General features: G+C 65.1%; 16 protein-coding genes and 1 pseudogene. 9 read left to right on the top strand and 8 right to left on the bottom strand.

Going from position 1 to position 16945, the window contains the following annotated elements:
- Positions 1-2 precede the first annotated feature (2 nt).
- From NY08_RS23540 to mca, 4 genes are all read right to left on the bottom strand, one after another.
- On the bottom strand, positions 3-923 hold the full coding sequence (locus NY08_RS23540) for a sensor domain-containing diguanylate cyclase (RefSeq protein ID WP_052683927.1): 921 nt from the start codon (positions 921-923) through the stop codon (positions 3-5).
- Positions 924-1034: 111 nt separating this feature from the next.
- Positions 1035-3044: a thioredoxin domain-containing protein gene (locus NY08_RS23535; protein WP_045199115.1), complete on the bottom strand. Its 2010-nt coding sequence runs from the start codon at positions 3042-3044 to the stop codon at positions 1035-1037.
- On the bottom strand, positions 3044-3316 hold the full coding sequence (locus NY08_RS23530; protein ID WP_045199114.1) for a hypothetical protein: 273 nt from the start codon (positions 3314-3316) through the stop codon (positions 3044-3046). Before NY08_RS23530 ends, NY08_RS23535 begins: the two co-directional genes overlap by 1 nt.
- Positions 3313-4188, bottom strand: a complete 876-nt coding sequence (gene mca, locus NY08_RS23525) for a mycothiol conjugate amidase Mca (RefSeq protein ID WP_179275446.1) — start codon at positions 4186-4188, stop codon at positions 3313-3315. Before mca ends, NY08_RS23530 begins: the two co-directional genes overlap by 4 nt.
- 103 nt (positions 4189-4291) lie before the next feature.
- Here mca and NY08_RS23520 point away from each other — a divergent pair, with 103 nt between their 5' ends.
- On the top strand, positions 4292-4732 hold the full coding sequence (locus NY08_RS23520; RefSeq protein ID WP_045199113.1) for a DUF4307 domain-containing protein: 441 nt from the start codon (positions 4292-4294) through the stop codon (positions 4730-4732).
- Positions 4733-4957: 225 nt separating this feature from the next.
- Positions 4958-5452 (top strand): transcription elongation factor GreA, encoded by a 495-nt coding sequence (gene greA / locus NY08_RS23515; RefSeq protein ID WP_032394210.1) that lies wholly within the window; start codon positions 4958-4960, stop codon positions 5450-5452.
- 69 nt (positions 5453-5521) lie between these two features.
- Here the strand turns inward: greA and NY08_RS23510 are convergent, their stop codons facing one another.
- The 3 genes from NY08_RS23510 to NY08_RS23500 are packed head-to-tail and all read right to left on the bottom strand — an operon-like array spanning position 5522 to position 10468.
- Positions 5522-6316, bottom strand: a complete 795-nt coding sequence (locus NY08_RS23510) for an ABC transporter permease (protein WP_032394017.1) — start codon at positions 6314-6316, stop codon at positions 5522-5524.
- A complete protein-coding gene (locus tag NY08_RS23505) occupies positions 6313-7281 on the bottom strand; it encodes a daunorubicin resistance protein DrrA family ABC transporter ATP-binding protein (protein WP_045199112.1) in 969 nt (322 codons plus the stop codon). The genes NY08_RS23510 and NY08_RS23505 overlap by 4 nt, the downstream gene beginning before the upstream one ends.
- Positions 7282-7336: 55 nt before the next feature.
- Positions 7337-10468 carry an arabinosyltransferase domain-containing protein gene (locus NY08_RS23500; protein ID WP_052683926.1) on the bottom strand — a complete coding sequence of 1044 codons (3132 nt, stop codon included), beginning with the start codon at positions 10466-10468 and terminating at the stop codon, positions 7337-7339.
- A gap of 119 nt (positions 10469-10587) precedes the next feature.
- On the opposite strand from NY08_RS23500, the gene NY08_RS23495 reads away from it, so the two are divergent.
- Positions 10588-11724, top strand: a complete 1137-nt coding sequence (locus tag NY08_RS23495; protein WP_235387020.1) for a hypothetical protein — start codon at positions 10588-10590, stop codon at positions 11722-11724.
- Between the two features lie 22 nt (positions 11725-11746).
- On the opposite strand, the gene ilvA is transcribed toward NY08_RS23495, so the two are convergent.
- Positions 11747-12910: a threonine ammonia-lyase gene (gene ilvA / locus NY08_RS23490; RefSeq protein WP_217901372.1), complete on the bottom strand. Its 1164-nt coding sequence runs from the start codon at positions 12908-12910 to the stop codon at positions 11747-11749.
- Between the two features lie 185 nt (positions 12911-13095).
- On the opposite strand from ilvA, the gene NY08_RS23485 reads away from it, so the two are divergent.
- The 6 genes and pseudogenes from NY08_RS23485 to NY08_RS23465 all read left to right on the top strand — a co-directional run bounded on the left by NY08_RS23485 (position 13096) and on the right by NY08_RS23465 (position 16923).
- Positions 13096-14028 (top strand): DUF6286 domain-containing Asp23/Gls24 family envelope stress response protein, encoded by a 933-nt coding sequence (locus NY08_RS23485; RefSeq protein WP_045199110.1) that lies wholly within the window; start codon positions 13096-13098, stop codon positions 14026-14028.
- Positions 14028-14579, top strand: a complete 552-nt coding sequence (locus NY08_RS23480; protein ID WP_045199109.1) for a hypothetical protein — start codon at positions 14028-14030, stop codon at positions 14577-14579. Before NY08_RS23485 ends, NY08_RS23480 begins: the two co-directional genes overlap by 1 nt.
- A pseudogene (locus NY08_RS26750) lies at positions 14467-14952 on the top strand (GAF domain-containing protein); the annotation flags it as partial. The gene NY08_RS23480 and the pseudogene NY08_RS26750, both read left to right, overlap by 113 nt.
- Positions 14953-15087: 135 nt before the next feature.
- Positions 15088-15705 carry a hypothetical protein gene (locus tag NY08_RS26535; RefSeq protein ID WP_144407421.1) on the top strand — a complete coding sequence of 206 codons (618 nt, stop codon included), beginning with the start codon at positions 15088-15090 and terminating at the stop codon, positions 15703-15705.
- Between the two features lie 276 nt (positions 15706-15981).
- Positions 15982-16500, top strand: a complete 519-nt coding sequence (locus NY08_RS25350; protein WP_052683925.1) for a hypothetical protein — start codon at positions 15982-15984, stop codon at positions 16498-16500.
- A 33-nt stretch (positions 16501-16533) separates the two neighbouring features.
- On the top strand, positions 16534-16923 hold the full coding sequence (locus NY08_RS23465) for a hypothetical protein (protein WP_045199104.1): 390 nt from the start codon (positions 16534-16536) through the stop codon (positions 16921-16923).
- The last annotated feature ends 22 nt before the right edge of the window (positions 16924-16945 follow it).

The following is a 16945-nucleotide window of genomic DNA, read 5'->3' as shown; positions in this document are numbered from 1 at the left end:
CCTCAGCTGCTTCGAGCTGCCTTGTCTCGATACATCAGTGCGTCGGCGCGCTGAATCAGTCGATCTCTCGACTCCCCCGGCTCACGCACGGCAACGCCGACACTCACCGACACCCCGAGCAGATTCGATCCGAACGGCACCGGCTCTCCGCAGATCGCCGATCGCACCGAATCCGCGATATGGGCGCTGTCGGTCCCCTTCGCCCCGTCGAACGACACGGCGAACACGAACTCGTCTCCCGCGTACCGACCGACGACGCTCCCGCGCGGCGACCACTGGTGCAGGCGACGTCCCGCTGCCTCCAGAATGGCGTCGCCCGCAGCGTGACCGTGCACGTCGTTGATCGATTTCAGCCTGTCGACGTCGACGAATGCCAGAGCGACCGGCAGATCTCCGGCGATCCATTCGTCGACGTGGGCGAGCAAGGGCCCACGTCGCAGCAATCCGGTCAACTCGTCGCGCTCGGCGCGATCGCGCCAACGAACGGTGTCGTCCGCGACCGGATTGACCAGATCCAGCAGTGCAACGATGAACCGACGCCCGGCGATCTTCGCGATTCCGACATGCATCCAGCAGGAGACGACCTCCCCGTCGCCGCGGCGCACTCGACGCAGCGCTCCGATCGGTCGACCCTGATCGGCGGAGCCCGCATCGGGATACCGGTGCTCGAGTTCGACCGCGATGCGCGTCGCGGACGCGCGATCGCCGAGCGGCACGAAATCCGCAACGGGTCGACCGACCATGTCGTCCACCGCGCACCCGAGCACACCCTCGCACAGGATGTTTGCACCGACGACCTCGTACTGCATCGAATGCACCATGGCCGCCATCGGAACCGCGGCCACGAACTCGGCGACAGCAGCGCGTTGTTCGTCGGTCACTGCCTCGTACACGGTGCCCGCACGCATCACACCCTCATTCATGACACCTTCACTCATGACACCGTCGATCCCTTGACAGACGTTCGACCACCCCAGGCCGAGGAAACTCCCGGCAACAGTACTGTTCTCCCGTCGAAGCATCGACGAGCGTCGTCACCTCTGCAGTGCGAACGGCAAATCTTCGGCAGACGTCACAGGACGGTCGCACACGAAGCCACGACACACGTACGCCGTTTCGAGGCCGTCGACGGGTGGACGGTCGGTCAGCAGCGCCGACGAATCCGTCACGCCTGCCACCACGACCGAACCGCCAGGAGCCAGCGCCCGCACGGCCGAGAGCAGATCACCGCCGGGTGCCGTCGACACCGCAATCTGGATCGGGCCACGAACGGACGCTTCTGCGACCGCCAGCCAGTGCCCGCCGGACCTGGGCGCTCGTTCGAGAATCGACGCCGATCGTGCCAGCGAGGCAGCCGCCAGTTCGGCGTAACGCGCAGAGGAGCTGTGATCGACCAATGCAGCTGCGGTGAGCAGTGCCTCGGCCATCGTGGATGCTCCCGACGGGGTGGCCCCGTCGATCGGGTCACGAGGCCGGGTCACGAGAGTCTCGGCGTCGTCGGCGGTGTCGAACCAGCCGCCCACGTCGTCGGGGTCGGCGAAGTGCTCGATCGCGGCGTCGATGATCGACGTCATGCGCTCGGACCAGACCGAATCTCCGGTGGCCTGGAACAGCGCCGCCGCGGCGACCGCGAGACACGCGTAGTCCTCGAGCACACCGGTAGCCTCACCCACCGCTCCGCCGAGAGAGGCACGGCGGACCCGCCCGGACTCGACATGGCCGGCGAATAGCTGCTCGCCGCACTCGACTGCCGCGTCGACCCAACGCGGCTGCCCCAGCCCGGTTCCGGCCTCGACCAGCGCGGTGATCGCCAACCCGTTCCACGCGGTGACGACCTTGTCGTCGCGGCCGGGTTGCGGCCGAGTCGCGCGAGCGGCCGACAGTGCTCCGCGCACCCGGGCGAACCGGTCGTAGTCCTCGGGTTCGGCGGGCAGCTGCAGTACCGACATGCCTGCCTCGAACGTGCCTGCCGAATTCACCGCGAACAACCCCGCTGCCCAGACGCCGTCCTCGAAACCGAGGGTCTCGGTCAGTTGCTCCGGGGTCCACGTGTAGGTCAGACCCTCTATGCCTTCGGTGTCGGCATCGAGGGCCGACGCGAAACAACCGTTGTCCGTGCGTAGTTCACGGAGCATGAACTCCGCAGTGTCCGACGCCACCCGCCGGGCGAGCGCATCGTCGTCGACCCTGGCCGCGTGCGCGTAGAACCGCAACAGCAGCGCGTTGTCGTAGAGCATCTTCTCGAAGTGCGGGACGACCCACTCGGCATCGACGGAGTAGCGCGCGAATCCCCCGCCCAGCTGGTCGTAGATGCCACCGCGTGCCATGGCCGACGCGGTACGGCGAACGACGCCGAGGACCCCGGTGTCGCCGGTGCGCTCGTAGTGCCGGAGCAGACCTTCGAGCAGCGCGCCGGGTGGGAACTTCGGTGCCCGGCCGAAGCCGCCGTAGGTGGTGTCCTCGTCCGCGCAGATCGCCGAGACCGAGGCCGCCAGAGCATCGGCGTCGATCGGGCGTCCGCCCGCGGGCACGCCTGCGCTGTGTTTGCGCAGTTCGGTGACGATGTCGGCGGAGGCGTCGAACACTTCCTGTCGCCGCGTCGACCAGGTGTCGGCGATTGCGGTGAGCAACTGCTGGAACGACGGCATTCCCTGACGCGGGGCCGGCGGGAAGTACGTTCCGCAGTAGAACGGCTCGGTGTCGGGGGTCAGGAAACACGTCATCGGCCACCCCCCTTGGCCGGTCATCGCGACGGTGGCGTTCATGTACACCGAGTCGAGGTCGGGTCGTTCTTCGCGATCGACCTTGATGCACACGAAATGCTCGTTCATCGATGCCGCGGTCGCCTCGTCCTCGAACGACTCGTGAGCCATGACGTGGCACCAGTGGCACGCCGAGTATCCGATCGACAGCAGGATGGGAACATCGCGATCACGGGCGGACTGCAGAGCCTGCGGTCCCCATTGCTGCCAGTGCACCGGGTTGTCCGCGTGCTGCCTCAGATACGGGCTGGTGGACTCACCGAGGGCATTGGCGTCGAGCATCAGGGCTCGTCGGTGGCGGCGGGTTCGGTTCGAGTCCGTTCCGGCGCAGACGGATCTGCGATCCCGCCGCGGTCGGTGCCTTCGTCGAGGGCTTGATCCAACGTCGGATCCTCCTTCTCGAACGTGGCGGGCAGACGCTTGATCTTCTTGTTCATGGACCAGATCAACAGTGCCGTTCCGACCAACAGCGCAACCAGGATCACCAGGCCGATCGGCGATGACTTACCGAACTCGGGGCCGGTCGGCTGCTGGGCGAGGATCGACACGATCATTCGGTGGTCTCTTCTATTCCGGCGAACAGGTCCGTCTCGGGCAGCGACGTCGTGACCCGAGTGCGAGCCAACTCGAACTCCTCGGTGGGCCACAGCTTGCGCTGCACGTCCAGCGGCACGGCGAAGAACGACCCGTTGGGGTCGATCTGCGTCGCGTGTGCGCGCAGTGCGTCGTCGCGTTGCTCGAACCAGTCCCCGACGGTGACCTGCGTGGTGATGCGACCCATGATCTCGTCCCGCTGGCCGTCCCAACGCTTGAGCCAGTCGACGAACGGGCTCTCCTCACCGCGATCGATGAACCAATCGTGGAAGAGCTGCATGCGCTTACGGATGAACCCGTGCGAGTAGTAGAGCTTGAGCGGAGTCCAGGGCTCACCGGCGTCGGGGAAGCGTTCGGGATCGCCCGAGGCCTCCCATGCGGCCATCGAGACCTCGTGGCAGCGGATGTGGTCGGGATGCGGGTAACCGCCGCGCTCGTCGTAGGTGGTGATGACGTGCGGCTTGAACTCGCGCACCACCTTCACCAACGCCTCGGTGGAGACCTCCAACGGGACCAGCGCGAAACAGCCATCGGGGAGAGGCGGTAGAGGATCGCCCTCGGGCAACCCGGAGTCCTCGAAGCCGAGCCACGTCTGGCGGACGCCCAGGATGCGGGCGGCCTCCGCCATCTCCTCGCGTCGAACGTCCCGGATGCGCTCGTGCACACCCGGTATGTCCATCGCCGGATTGAGGATGTCGCCCCGCTCGCCGCCGGTGAGCGTGACGACCAGAACCTCGTGCCCTTCGGCCGCGTAGCGAGCCGTTGTCGCAGCACCTTTGCTGGACTCGTCGTCGGGATGGGCATGCACTGCCATGAGCCGCAGTCCGGACACGTTCTTCCTCACCTCGGATTCGCCTGGTTCTTGCCTGACCTATAGTTCCACCTAATGCCGACAGGCACCCAGCGGCACCCCCGAATCGACCCCGAGAGCTGACATGACCAACGCACTTCCCGCAGGTAGATACCCGTCGGGTTCCGGTCCGAGCGGCGTTCGGCAGGCCCCGAAACGTGCGACGAAGATCGCACTCGTGGCGTTGGTCCTGCTGGTCGGAACGGGTGTGGCCTACTACGCGTACAGCAAGTTCTCGGTCAAACCCATCGAGGGCAGTCAGCTCTCGTTCGACATCGTCGACGAGCAGACGATGTCGATCAGGTTCAGCGTCACCCGGCAGGATCCCGAGCAACCGGCCGTGTGCATCGTCCGCGCCCGATCGCGCGACGGCTCCGAGACCGGCAGACGTGAGGTGTACATCCCGCCGGAGTCGGCGTCGACCACCGTGGAGATGACCACCGAGGTGACGACGTCGGCCGCACCCGCCGTCGGCGACGTCTACGGCTGCAGCCTCGATGTTCCCGAATATTTACGAGCCCGATAGGCGAACTGCCTGTTCGTGGTAAGCTCGGCCCATACACGGCCACCGCAGTAGGTGCCGTGTATTGCTGCATTGCGGGCAGGGTTCACCTGCGAACGACGACGACGGCTCCAGGATGTGGGCCGACCAAGGGGATCCAACCATTGGAGTCCCCTGTTCGTTGCGTGCCCTACCTGCTCAGAAACCGGAATCCGAACTCGAGATTCCGACTACGAGGGAGTGATCGAGATGACCGAGACCCAGGTGACCTGGCTTACCCAGGAATCACACGACAGGCTCAAGAGCGAACTCGACCAGCTCATTTCCAATCGCCCCGTCATCGCCGCCGAGATCAACGAGCGTCGCGAAGAGGGCGATCTGAAGGAGAACGGCGGCTACCACGCTGCGCGTGAGGAGCAGGGCCAGCAGGAAGCACGTATCCGCCAGCTGCAGGAGCTGCTCAACAACGCGAAGGTCGGCGAGGCACCCACTCAGTCCGGTGTCGCACTGCCCGGGTCCGTCGTCAAGGTCTACTACGACGGCGACGAGTCCGACACGGAGACGTTCCTGATCGCCACTCGCGAAGAGGGTGCCCGCGACAACAAGCTCGAGGTGTACTCCCCCGCGTCACCGCTGGGCGGATCGCTCATCGACGCCAAGGTCGGCGACACCCGCGAGTACACACTGCCCAACGGCAAGACCATGAAGGTCACGCTCGTCAGCGCGGAGCCGTACCACACGTAAGCCTTTCCCCAGAAGACATCGAAGCACCCCCGGTTGCCGAGCGACCGGGGGTGCTTTTCTGCGTCGATGTCAGGCGGTCATCGTCTTCTGGTACTTGCGTACCGACAGCGGCACGAACACCACGAGCATCAACACCACCCAGATGAGGGTGTAGAGCACGGGGTTCTGCAGTGGCCAGACCTCCGGCGGCGGCGCCATCGGGTTGGTGTTGCCGAACTGCTCTCGCACCGCCAGCGTCACCGACGAGATCGGATTCCACTCGGCGATCGTCTTGAGCACGCTGGGGAAGTTGTCGATCGGGACGAAGGTGTTGGCGATGAACGTCAACGGAAAGATCACGATGAACGACGCGTTGTTGAAGATCTCCGGCGAGCGCACGATCAAGCCCACCAGCGCCATCACCCACGAGATCGAATAGGCGAACAGCAGCAGCAGCACGTACCCGAGCAGAGCGTCGAAGAACGACGACGTGATTCGCCAACCCACGATCAGGCCGGTGATCGACATGATCGTGATGGTGACGATGTTGTTTCCGACATCGGCGGCGGTGCGCCCGATGACGACGGCCGAACGTGCCATCGGCAACGACCGGAACCGATCCATCACGCCCTTCTGCAGATCCTCGGCCAGCGAAGACCCGGTGATGGAGGCACCGAAGATCATCGTCTGCACGAAGATGCCGCCCATCAGGAAACTCTTGTAGTCGATGCCGGGTACCTCGATCGCGCTGCCGAAGACATAGGCGAACAGCAGGACGAACATGATCGGGGAGAGCGTGGCGAAGAACAGCAGATCGGGAACTCGCTTGAGCTTGATCAGATTTCGCTTGGTGATGATCGCGGAATCCAGAAGGACGTTGCTCATTTCTCTTCCTCCGCCGTCTCGGGCTCGCCGGTGGTCTGACCGGTCAGACTCAGGAACACATCGTCGAGATTCGGCCGTCGCAGACCGACGTCGACGACCTCGATTCCGTTCGCTTCGAGCTCGACCAGTGCGGTCGACAGGTCCTTCGATCCCCCGTTGACGGGCATGACGATCCGGCCGACCTGATCGTCGAGAGTGGGCGGCTCGACGCCGATCGGGGCCAGGATCTGCATCGCGCGATCGGCCTGAGATCGATCGGTGAGCACGAATTCGACTCGCTCGCCGCCCGTTTGCGCCTTGAGCTCGTCCGCTGTGCCGCGGGCGATGATCTTGCCCTTGTTCAACACGATGATCGAATCGGCCAGCCGGTCGGCCTCTTCGAGGTACTGGGTGGTCAACAGAATGGTGGTTCCGTCACGGACGAGATCTGCGATGAACTCCCACATGGTGATCCGGCTGCGCGGATCGAGTCCGGTGGTGGGTTCGTCGAGGAACACCACTCGTGGTCGCCCGATCAGGCTGGCCGCGATGTCGAGTCGCCGACGCATACCTCCCGAGTACTGCTTGGCGGTGCGGTCACGGGCGTACTCGAGGTCGAAACGCACGAGCAACTCGTCGGCGCGCTTCCTGGCTTCGGCCTTGCGGAGGCCGAACAGTCGGCCGACCATCTCGAGGTTCTCGTACCCGGTCAGGTACTCGTCCACGGCCGCGAACTGGCCGGTCAGTCCGATCGTGCTCCGCACCTCGTTCGCCTGCGAATGCACGTCGAGTCCGAAGATTCTGGCCGAGCCCGATGTCGCCTGCAGCAGGGTGGCGAGAATACGGACCGCCGTGGTCTTTCCGGCACCGTTGGGGCCGAGCACACCGAGCACCGTGCCCTCCGGAACGGTGAAATCGATCCCGTCGAGCGCGACGTTCTTGCCGTACCGAAGTACGAGGTCCTCTACTTCTATAGCGTTCGCCATTGCCCTATCCCCGTTTCTCTCCTGGTCGGTGTAAGGACTTCCGAACGCGTAGAGATTAACCGGTCTTGATCGGACCGGGCGTCCACAGACCCGAACGCTGCACCTCTTCTGCTGTGATCTGCGCCGCCTGCGCCGCTTCGTCGTACGGGGTGTACTGCTCGATCGACCCCCAGTCGCGGTCCCAGTCGCCGGACAGATACGACGGGATGGTGCGGGCGGAGGCAACGATGTCGATCCACCCGAGCGGCCCGCCGCCGAAGTGGTCCTGCCATGCGTTGGTGATGACGGCACCGCTGCGGTCCGGCAGTACCCGGTACTGCGGAATTTCGGCAACCCCGAGGCGATGGTCGAACGGATGCTGGCACGGGAAGTTGAACCCGACCTCCCAGTCGAGCATCACCGGAGCGTCACGGCCGACGACCTCGTTCAGCGTCTGAGTACGCGGAACTCGGGGCGGCGTGATCGCCAACCACTGGTCGGGATCGCGATCGGTGTCGGAGAGCACCAGGCGAATCATGTTGGTGCCGGCCGGAATCCGATCCATGGGTACACGCAGGTTGCGCCAGGACGGCGTCGGACCGATGTCGATGGGCGTCACCCGCCCCTGCGCCTGCCCGTCCACTCCGTACTCGAGTTCGAGGCTCTGCCCGTAGGTGACGATGCCGTCGGAGTCCACCGAGCGGATGCGTCCGGCAGCGGCGATGGAGATCAGGTCGCCCGGATCGGCAGGCAACGCGTACCAGCCGGTCGTCAGTGTGGCGGGGGTGTCGGACCCGAACGAGCCGAGCACCGGCACGGACTCCGGATCGAGGCCGTACGGCAGTGCGCTGCCACCGGTTCCGGCACCGGTGGTCGACGCCGGCTGCTGTTGCTCCTCGGTGTCGACGGTGTTCGAGGTACCCGATGCCGACGCCTCCTTGTCGGCCGTCAGATCACCCGCAACGCCGTTCGGGGTGAATCCGTCGTTCTCGGCACCCAGCGCGGCGAATGCGTCGCCGCTCACCGGTTGCAGCACATCGGCATTGGGGTCGGTTTCGAGCAGTACGTCGTTGGCGAGACCGCACGTGTTCCCGGCCAGCGCGGAGAGGTTCGACTTCGCGATCGAGTACGACGGCCATTGCGCCACCGCGCCTTTGGCCATCGATGCCACGGCCAGCAGCACCATCAGAGCGGCCGCCACCGCGATCGGCGGCACCGACCACCAACGTGCCATCGGAGTGTCGGTGCGCACATAGGGCGCACGAAGATGGAACCAGACCGCTGCGAGCAACAGCAGCAGGGTCAGGCCGAGGAACATGGTCGAGATGCCCAGGCCGGCAACGAGGATCGGCTTGTCCCAGAACGGAACTCCCCACGCCGATACGTACCAGTAGCCGTTGGTTCCGGTGAACGCGACGGCCAGCAGAAACGAGACCGCAGCAGCGAACAGGAGTCGGTTGCGTCGCGAGCGCAGCACCGCGGCACCGGTCGCCACCGCTGCCAGTACTGCAACCGATGCGGCGAGTCCGGCGAAGACACCGAAGTGGTGGGTCCACTTGGTGGGGGTGATCATCATCAGGGCCATCGCGCCGACGGTGATGCCGACGATCCGCCGTGCCGGACCCGTTGCGGTACCGGGGATCTTGCCGCCCTTGCGCAGCATCGCCACGACCACTGCGATCAGCGAGACGATCATGACGAACACCCCGAAGCGACGCGCGAGCGAGCCGTCGATGTCCAGGTTCATCAGCCACTGGTAGCGCAGGTACTCGTCGAACCAGGCCTGGCTCGGACCGGCCGCGTTGTGCACACGCTGCATCTCGAGCATGCCCGCCACGGTCTGGTTGCCGAACGCGAACACCAATACAACCGTGCCCGACGCGACCAGCGGGGCGAGCAGCGTCACCGCTCCCAGTGTCGTGCTGCCCGGTGTTCGATAACCCAAGTCACGCGCGCGGGCGACGACGATCTGCAACACCGGCCGAGCCCCGGCGATCAACGGCGCGAAGCAGATGAATCCGGAGGGTCCGCACGTGACCGTCAACGCCGCGATCAGAATCGCCGCGGCTGCGGGCAGCAACCTGCGGGTGGCGATCGAGCGCTCCACCGAGCACCACGTCAGCAACACTCCGAGCGCCACGAACGGCTCAGGGCGCAAGCCGTTGTTGTACGGCAGCCAGAACGCGAGCATCACCAGACCGCCGGTCCACAGCGCCGTCTTGGACGCGCGAGCGGCCGCACCGAGCCGCGGGATCACCTCACGGCTGATGACGAGCCATGCCACGACAGCGCAGATCAGCGTCGGCAACCGCATCCACACGCTGGCCGTCGAGACGTGCGAGAGGAGGGTGAACATGTCGTACAGCGGTGTGCCGAAAGGTGTCTCGGGAACGCCGAAGTAGCGAAAGTAGTTGGCCATGTACCCGGCGTGATCGGCCGTGCGCGCCATGCCCAGCTGGTAACCGTCGTCGGAGGTGTTCGCACCGATGAGGTGCCACACCAGCAGGGTCCCGATCACCACGCCGTCGGCCACGCCGAACGTCCACCATCGACGAGGGAGGAAGCGTCGGGCGCGCCTGCCGTCGGACAGGTCGAGGCGGTGCAGCGCCACCAGAGAGATGCCCGTGGCGAGCACACCGACGATCATCGCGAACCACTTCAGCGCGCTCGGGGTCGACGAGAATCGACTGTCGAGCTGGGCTGTCAGCGTGAGGCCGTCGACGGTGCCTCGAAGATCGCTGAAGACTCCGACCAGCTGCGGCCGAACATCGCCCTCGCGAGTGGTGGTCTCGGCGTCGGTCAGCCCGACCGTGGTCGCCGTACCGTTCGAGGTGATCGTCAACGCGCAGTCGGTCAGTTCGGAGACCGGCTTCTCGAGGAGGACCGAATCACGCAACGTCACCTTCAGTTGCGATGCCTCACCGCCCGTCACCTCGGCAACGAGACCGTAGCGATAGGCGTCGGGCGATCCCTTGGGCGAGGTCGACAACAACAGACCGCCGCCGGGCAACTGTTCGACGGCAGCACACGGAATCGTCGCGTCGACGCCGATGGGGGTGTAGCCGACGAGCGGAGCTTCGACGCTGCCGATCGTCTCACTCTGCGGCCAGGTCAGGGAGGACTGCTGTTGCTCGATCGGCAGCAGCGGTATCGCGATCGTCAACAGGATTCCCAGGACAGCGGAGACGATCGCGACGAGCCGAGCCATGCAAATATCTCCCACCGATGTCCTGGTTCAAGTCGCTGCTCAAGCTACCAGCCGGTCCTGAAGGGGCCCGTCGAGACGAATCCGGTCTGGACAACTCTCCCTGTGGCACACTCTCCACCGTGATCAGCCCGATGGCGGTGCATGTCGAAGGCACCGACGCCGACCGCATCACCGCGCGAATAACGACTCCGTCGGGTGTCGAGACTCGAGTGACGACGGAGTCCAATTATTCGCTCGACCATTCCGCCACCCCCTGGCTTCCGCCGCTCCTGACGGCCGGAATGCGCAAGGGTTGGGACATCACGTTCGACGGCCCCGTGGATTCGACCGCACTTCGAGGTGCATCCGGGGCTCAGAAGGTCTTCCTCGACTGGTATCCCAAGCGTTTTCGAGAAGTGTCGATCTCCGCCGAACCCGGCCGAGTCGCCACCGGCGCGACAGGAGTGGGGTGCTTCTTCAGCGGCGGCGTCGACAGCTTCTACTCGGCGATCACGGAATCGGATCGCATCACTCACCTGATCTTCGTGCACGGTTTCGACATCGATGTCGACGACGAGAACCTGGCGGCCAGGGCCTCGGCCGCAGCCAGGGAGTCGGCGGCGGAGTTGGGCAAACCGTTGATCGAGGTCAAGACCACGATGAGGTCGGCCTTCGGCGACCGACTACCGCTCGACTGGGGATACGACTTTCACGGTGCCGCATTGGCGCACGTCGGTCTGGCGTTGTCGCAACACCTGAGCACTGTCATCATCCCGTCGTCGAACTGCCGCGAGGAACTCACACCGTGGGGCTCTCATCCCGACCTCGACCCCTTGTGGTCGAGTGGCACAGTCGAGTTCGAGCACCACGAACTCGAACTGCACCGTCTGGGCAAGATTCGTCGGATCGGCGAGAACCGGACCGCGATGAACCATCTGCGGGTCTGCTGGGAGAACCTCGATGGAGCCTCCAACTGCGGCAGATGCGCCAAATGCGTTCGCACCCGGATCGGGTTGGCGGCCGCAGGTGCACAGTGCACGACGTTCCCCGAGATCATCGATGTACGCGCTGTTCATCGAATGGATCTGAGAAGCCGCGATCGCGGCTACCTGAGAACCGCACTCGCCGCGATGGACGCGTCCGGTGTCACCGACGTCGACCTGCAGCGGGCCGTGCACACAGCGATTCGTCGAAGCTACTGGACACCGGCACTGTTCTTCTTGCGTAGTGCAGGTTCACGTGTCGGCCAGGTGATCCGTCGAAGCCTGCGTCGTTGAATCGGTCGTCTCGATAACCGGGTCAGTTCTCGACGTGCACTGCGTAGCCGGCCGCACCCAAGGCGTCGAGCACCGAACCTCGATGGTCGGGTCCGCGGGTCTCGACGGTCAACATCACGTCGACCTCCTCGAGCCCAAGGCGTCCGCCGGTACGGGAGTGGACGACGTCGACGACGCTGGCCCCGGCATCACGCACCACTCCGAGTACGCCGGTGAGTCCGCCCGGCTTGTCCGAAATGGTCACGCGTACAGCGAGATAACGTCCACCCGCCCGGAGACCGTGGGTGATCACGTGGGTGAGCAGCAGCGGGTCGATGTTCCCGCCGGAGAGGACGGCACACACGGAGCCGGTCAATCCGAGTTCGTCCGCGGAATGCGTCATCAGCGCTGCCACCGCCGCGGCACCCGCCGGCTCCACGATGAGTTTCGCTCGCTCGATGCACAGCACCAACGCGCGAGAGAGCGCATCCTCGCTCACGGTCACCACGTCGTCGACCCAGCCCTGCACGTGATCGAACGGCACCGATCCGGGCAGGCCGATCGCGATGCCGTCGGCCATCGTCGACATCGATGTCAACGCAATGGGATGGCCCGCCTTCAGCGACGCCGGCCAAGCGGCAGCACCCTCGGCCTGTACCCCGACGATCCTGATATCGGGTTTGGTCAGCTTCACCGCAGCGGCGACGCCGGCCAGCAGTCCCCCACCGCCGGTGGGAATCACGATGGTGCCGACGTCCGGCATCTGTTGGAGCAGCTCGGTACCGAGCGTCGCCTGCCCCGCGACGATGTCGAGATGGTCGAACGGATGAATGAGAGTGGCACCGGTGCGTTCGGCGAACTCCCGCGCCGACTTCAGTGCCTCGTCCACCGTGTTGCCCACCAGATGAACCGTTGCGCCGTAGGCCTTGGTGGCGACGAGCTTTGGTAGCGACACTCCGACCGGCATGAACACAGTCGAGTCGATCCCCACCTGCGACGCGGCCCAGGCGACGCCCTGCGCATGATTGCCGGCACTGGCCGCGACGACCCCGCGTGCACGCTGCTCGGCGTCGAGCCGGGCGATGCGGTTGTACGCCCCGCGCGGCTTGAACGATCCGGTGCGCTGCAGGTTCTCGCACTTCAGGCGCACCTCGTGGCCGGTGAGGTCCGACAGAATTCGCGAGGCCACCACGGGGGTCCGGCGCATGACCGGCTCCAGCAGCTCCTCGGCCGACGCAATATCCGACGCGGTCACCCGCACAATTTCCGACACGGTGGCAGTATGCCAGGAACAATTACTCTCGTGACATCATCCGCAGACGGTCGTCACTACAGTTGTGGAGCGCGTGCCGCACCACAGCGACCCGCGACCGGCGCAAAGGATTCTCGGTGATGACGCAGGCTGGACCCGACGAGGTCGACGACGGCCGCGAGATGCGTGGCAGCGTCGAGATCAAGGATCGGGCCATTTCTCGGACCGCCATCGCGGCGGCACTGAAGGATCCTCGGGTCACGCGCACCACCGGCGGCTTCTCGCGACTGACGGGCCGAGAACTCCCCCGCGCCGACGTCACCCTCGGCGAGGACACGATCGCAGTCAACCTCTACATCGGTGTGACCTGGCCGTCGCAGATCACCGAGGTGACCGCGTCCGTGCACGCCGCCGTCGAGGCCGCGTTGGCGACGATGACGGGGCTGCACGTGCATCGAGTGAACGTCCTGGTATCGGACGCCACACTGGACAGCGGTTCCTCGTCGAGCTCGGATACCGAAGAATCGCAGGCGATTCCACCTCGTCCACCCACGGCCGGGCCCGCAGCGATGCCGGTGGCACTGTTGTTGGGATTCGCGCTTCTCGGTCTCGCCTTCGTCGCCGGGAGGGAGTTCCTGATCGCGCACGGCCACCTCGGCGGACGTCGATGGATCGCCGACGCTGTGTCCTGGACAGCCGGATTGCACTGGCAGAGTTGGATGATCGCCGCCGCGATCGCCGCCGTCGTCGCCGGGCTGATCCTCGTGTTCATCGGGGTCAAGCCGCGCACGAAGACGCATTCCGGCCTGGGCGCGTCGACGGTCTGGGCCACAGCCACGGATATCGCCCGATTGTGCAGTGCTGCAGCGCAGTCCACGCGCGGAGTGGTGGACGCCCACAGCGTCGTCACGCGCAGGAAGATCGAGGTGCGAGTCGAGCGGGATGCTGCTTACGATGCCGACCGTGTCGACGTCGACGTCCGCGAGGCGCTCGCTCCGACACTGTCGGTTGCTGCGGGCGGGCGACGCCTGACGGTGAAGCAGTCGGTGGCAGCTCCGACGAGGGTGTCGTGATGAAGACGTTCGTCGCCGGTGTCGATCGACTGCTCGCGATCGTGGCCGGGGTGGGGTTGATCGCGGGTGGCGGATTCGCGCTTGCCTGGCACTACGACGTTCCGTGGGCGCGAGAAATGCTGTCTCGCTTCGACCGTGCACGAATTTCGGAACTACCGGAACAGGGCTGGTGGGAGCCGACGCTGGCTGTGGTTGTCTGCATCGCAGTAGTCGCGGCGCTGCTCCTGTTGATCGGCAACTTCTCTCCGCGCACGACCGGAACAGCAAGCGTCATCGAGGAGCCCCATTTCTCGGCGCACGTGGATCTGAGCGCCATCGCCTCGGGCGTCGCCGCGGAGTTGGCCGAGTTCCCCGGTGTTCGACGCGCCCGCGGTACGGCGATCGACGATCGCGGGATGCCTACTGTTGCTGTATCCGTCTATGCTGCAGCAGATTTCGATGTCGTCGCATTCACCGCCCGAGCCGAATCACGGGCCGCATTCGTGGCCGAATCACTCGCCGATACACACGTCGCCACCCGCATTCAACTGCACGTCGACAAGCGGCGGTAGCGCGGCACTGCGACGGGCCCGGCCACCTGTCCCTTCTGTCGGATTCACCGGTACCGTGTCGGTACACGACCCGAAGCAGGGAAGATCCGTGGAGCTCGACTCGAGTGGAAGGGAGTCCGCCTCGATGGGGCGTAGAAACGGCGATTGGCTGTTGATTCTTCTCGAACCGGATTCGGCGGCGTGCGTGGTGGCTGTAGGGACGACGCAGAAGAGCAAGGTTCCCATGGCGGTGTTCCTGAGGAGGTCGTCCGACTCGATCCACGCACGTGATGCGGTTTCTCGGTGTGCAGAATCGGGCAGGGATGTGGACATCGAATGCGGGTCGGGCAGGTACGTCTCGGCCCGTCCGATTAGTGGGGACGACGGTACGGTCCAGGCGGTATGGGCCAGAATGCATCCAGGCACGTGCGACTCCCCGCCGTCGAATGCTTGGGCCTTTCGCTGGAATCTGACTCGCGGCACTGCCCACTCCAAGGACTCCCCGGCGCTGAATGCCGATGTGGCGCACTTGTCGGTAGCAGAAGCGATGGCGACGTTGGATTTCGGATTGCGAGCCACCGACGTCCTCGCGATGCTGGTATCCAGCGCAGTCGGCGACGCAGTGGATCTCGACGCCACCCAGCGTTGGACCACGGACGAGTTACATCGAATTCGGGTGCTGGCGCACACTACCGTCGAAGGCGAAGGTCGCTATCTGCGCGGCATTGCAATCGACCGCGGTCCGTTCGTCATGAACTATCCATCCCCTACCGGAGTCCAGGAAACGATGAGCGGGCTCGTAGCCGGTGCCTCTGCCACCGCACGACGCCACACCGCAGTAGTCGATCTGTGCACGTTGGAAACCTTGTACTGGCACGGGCCGCCGCCGCCGTCCATCGCCTGGAATCTCGACCCGACCGACCCCCGACCGCGAGTGCACCCGGACGACGACGGAGCAGTCGAAACACTCGCGAAATCAGTGTCCCGGGCAGGCGGAGCAGGAGACGAACCGAGCATTACCGTCCGATTCAGAGACCGAGACGGCGGTTACACCACGCACACGGTGACCGCTTGTGCTCTGCCGATTCTCCCTGACGATACAGAACCTCGGCTCGCGCTGGTGACGGTGACCGAGGCCTGCATCTGATCGCGCGCAGCGCTGGCGCTTCGGCACCAACGGGTTTAAAGTTCGGTGTGTTACGCAAAGACTCGGTCAACGAGGCGTAACCCGCGACCTACCTTGTCTCTCTCGGGATGGTCCGCACAACTGCAGATCGCCGGACGAGCGTGCCCTCTCGTTCCAGGCCGATCCCATCGAGTACGCAACCGGCCCAGATCCGTTGTGGCACTGCACCCGGCTCGGTCCGAACGACAGCCGGCATCACGTCGCCGAATCGCCCCATACTCACGAACGGGAGACATCATGAACCGCATTTCTGCTCGGACTCGCACCGCCTCCATCGCCCTGATCGCCGGCTCGATGATCGCCGTGACGTCGATGAGCGGGGCCGCTGTTGCTCTTGCTCAACCCGCGCCACCCGCTGTGTCCTCCACCGTCGAGGAATTCGTCCCCGTGAGCGCAGAAGAAGTTGCCTCGCTCAATGCTTCGCTGGCAGAACAGGGACGCAATCCACTCCCCGCCGGCACAGCCGGCTTTCAGATCAGCGATGATTCGACTGTGACGATCGTCGACGAGACCGGCAAGGTCCTCGACAGGCAGCCGACTCCTACGGGACCTCAGGCGCGTGGAGTCACCGATGAAATCAAGCGAGTAGTCGGTGCCTGCCTCGGAATCGACTTCTTCGGCGCAGTCGGTGCTTGGGAGGCGATCGAAAGCCAAGTGAACTCGTGGGACAAGGCGGCCAAGTTCGTCCTGAGGCGAGTCGGCCTGATCGCGGCATTGTTTTGCGGCGGCGGAATATTCGCGGAGTACCTACTCTGACATGCCCTTCTCCCCAGGAAAGGAACGATTGCCATGACAGCTCCCGCCCGAAACAAGTTCGAGCGATGGTCCGGCGGGATGCCCCTCGCCGCCCCTGTGGCATTCGGAGCCGTGCTGTTGATCGTCAGTGTCTCGTCGAAGCTCGGTGGTAGCTCCCTCTTCTTCTTCGCCCCTCTGGCCTTCGTCACCTCGGGAACGATGGTGTGGCTCGCAGCCCGACGTGATCCGACGCGAGACCACCTCGCTCACGTCACGGTCGGGTCGGGACTGCTGGTGGGATGCGGCGTCGTCGTCGCAGTGTGTGGTCTCGCAGGCGGTCTGATGCTGGACTCACCGACGTTCTGGGCGTCCATAGCCGTCGTTGCAGCAATTGCGGCACCGATCAGCGCAGGCATCAGTCCGTTCTCGTCGCCCAGGGGTTAGTGCCTGCGGCAGTGGTGTGGTC

The organism is Rhodococcus sp. B7740 (genome assembly GCF_000954115.1).
In the GTDB taxonomy this organism is placed as follows: Bacteria; Actinomycetota; Actinomycetes; order Mycobacteriales; family Mycobacteriaceae; genus Rhodococcoides.
This window is presented reverse-complemented; position numbering and strand designations above follow the sequence as displayed.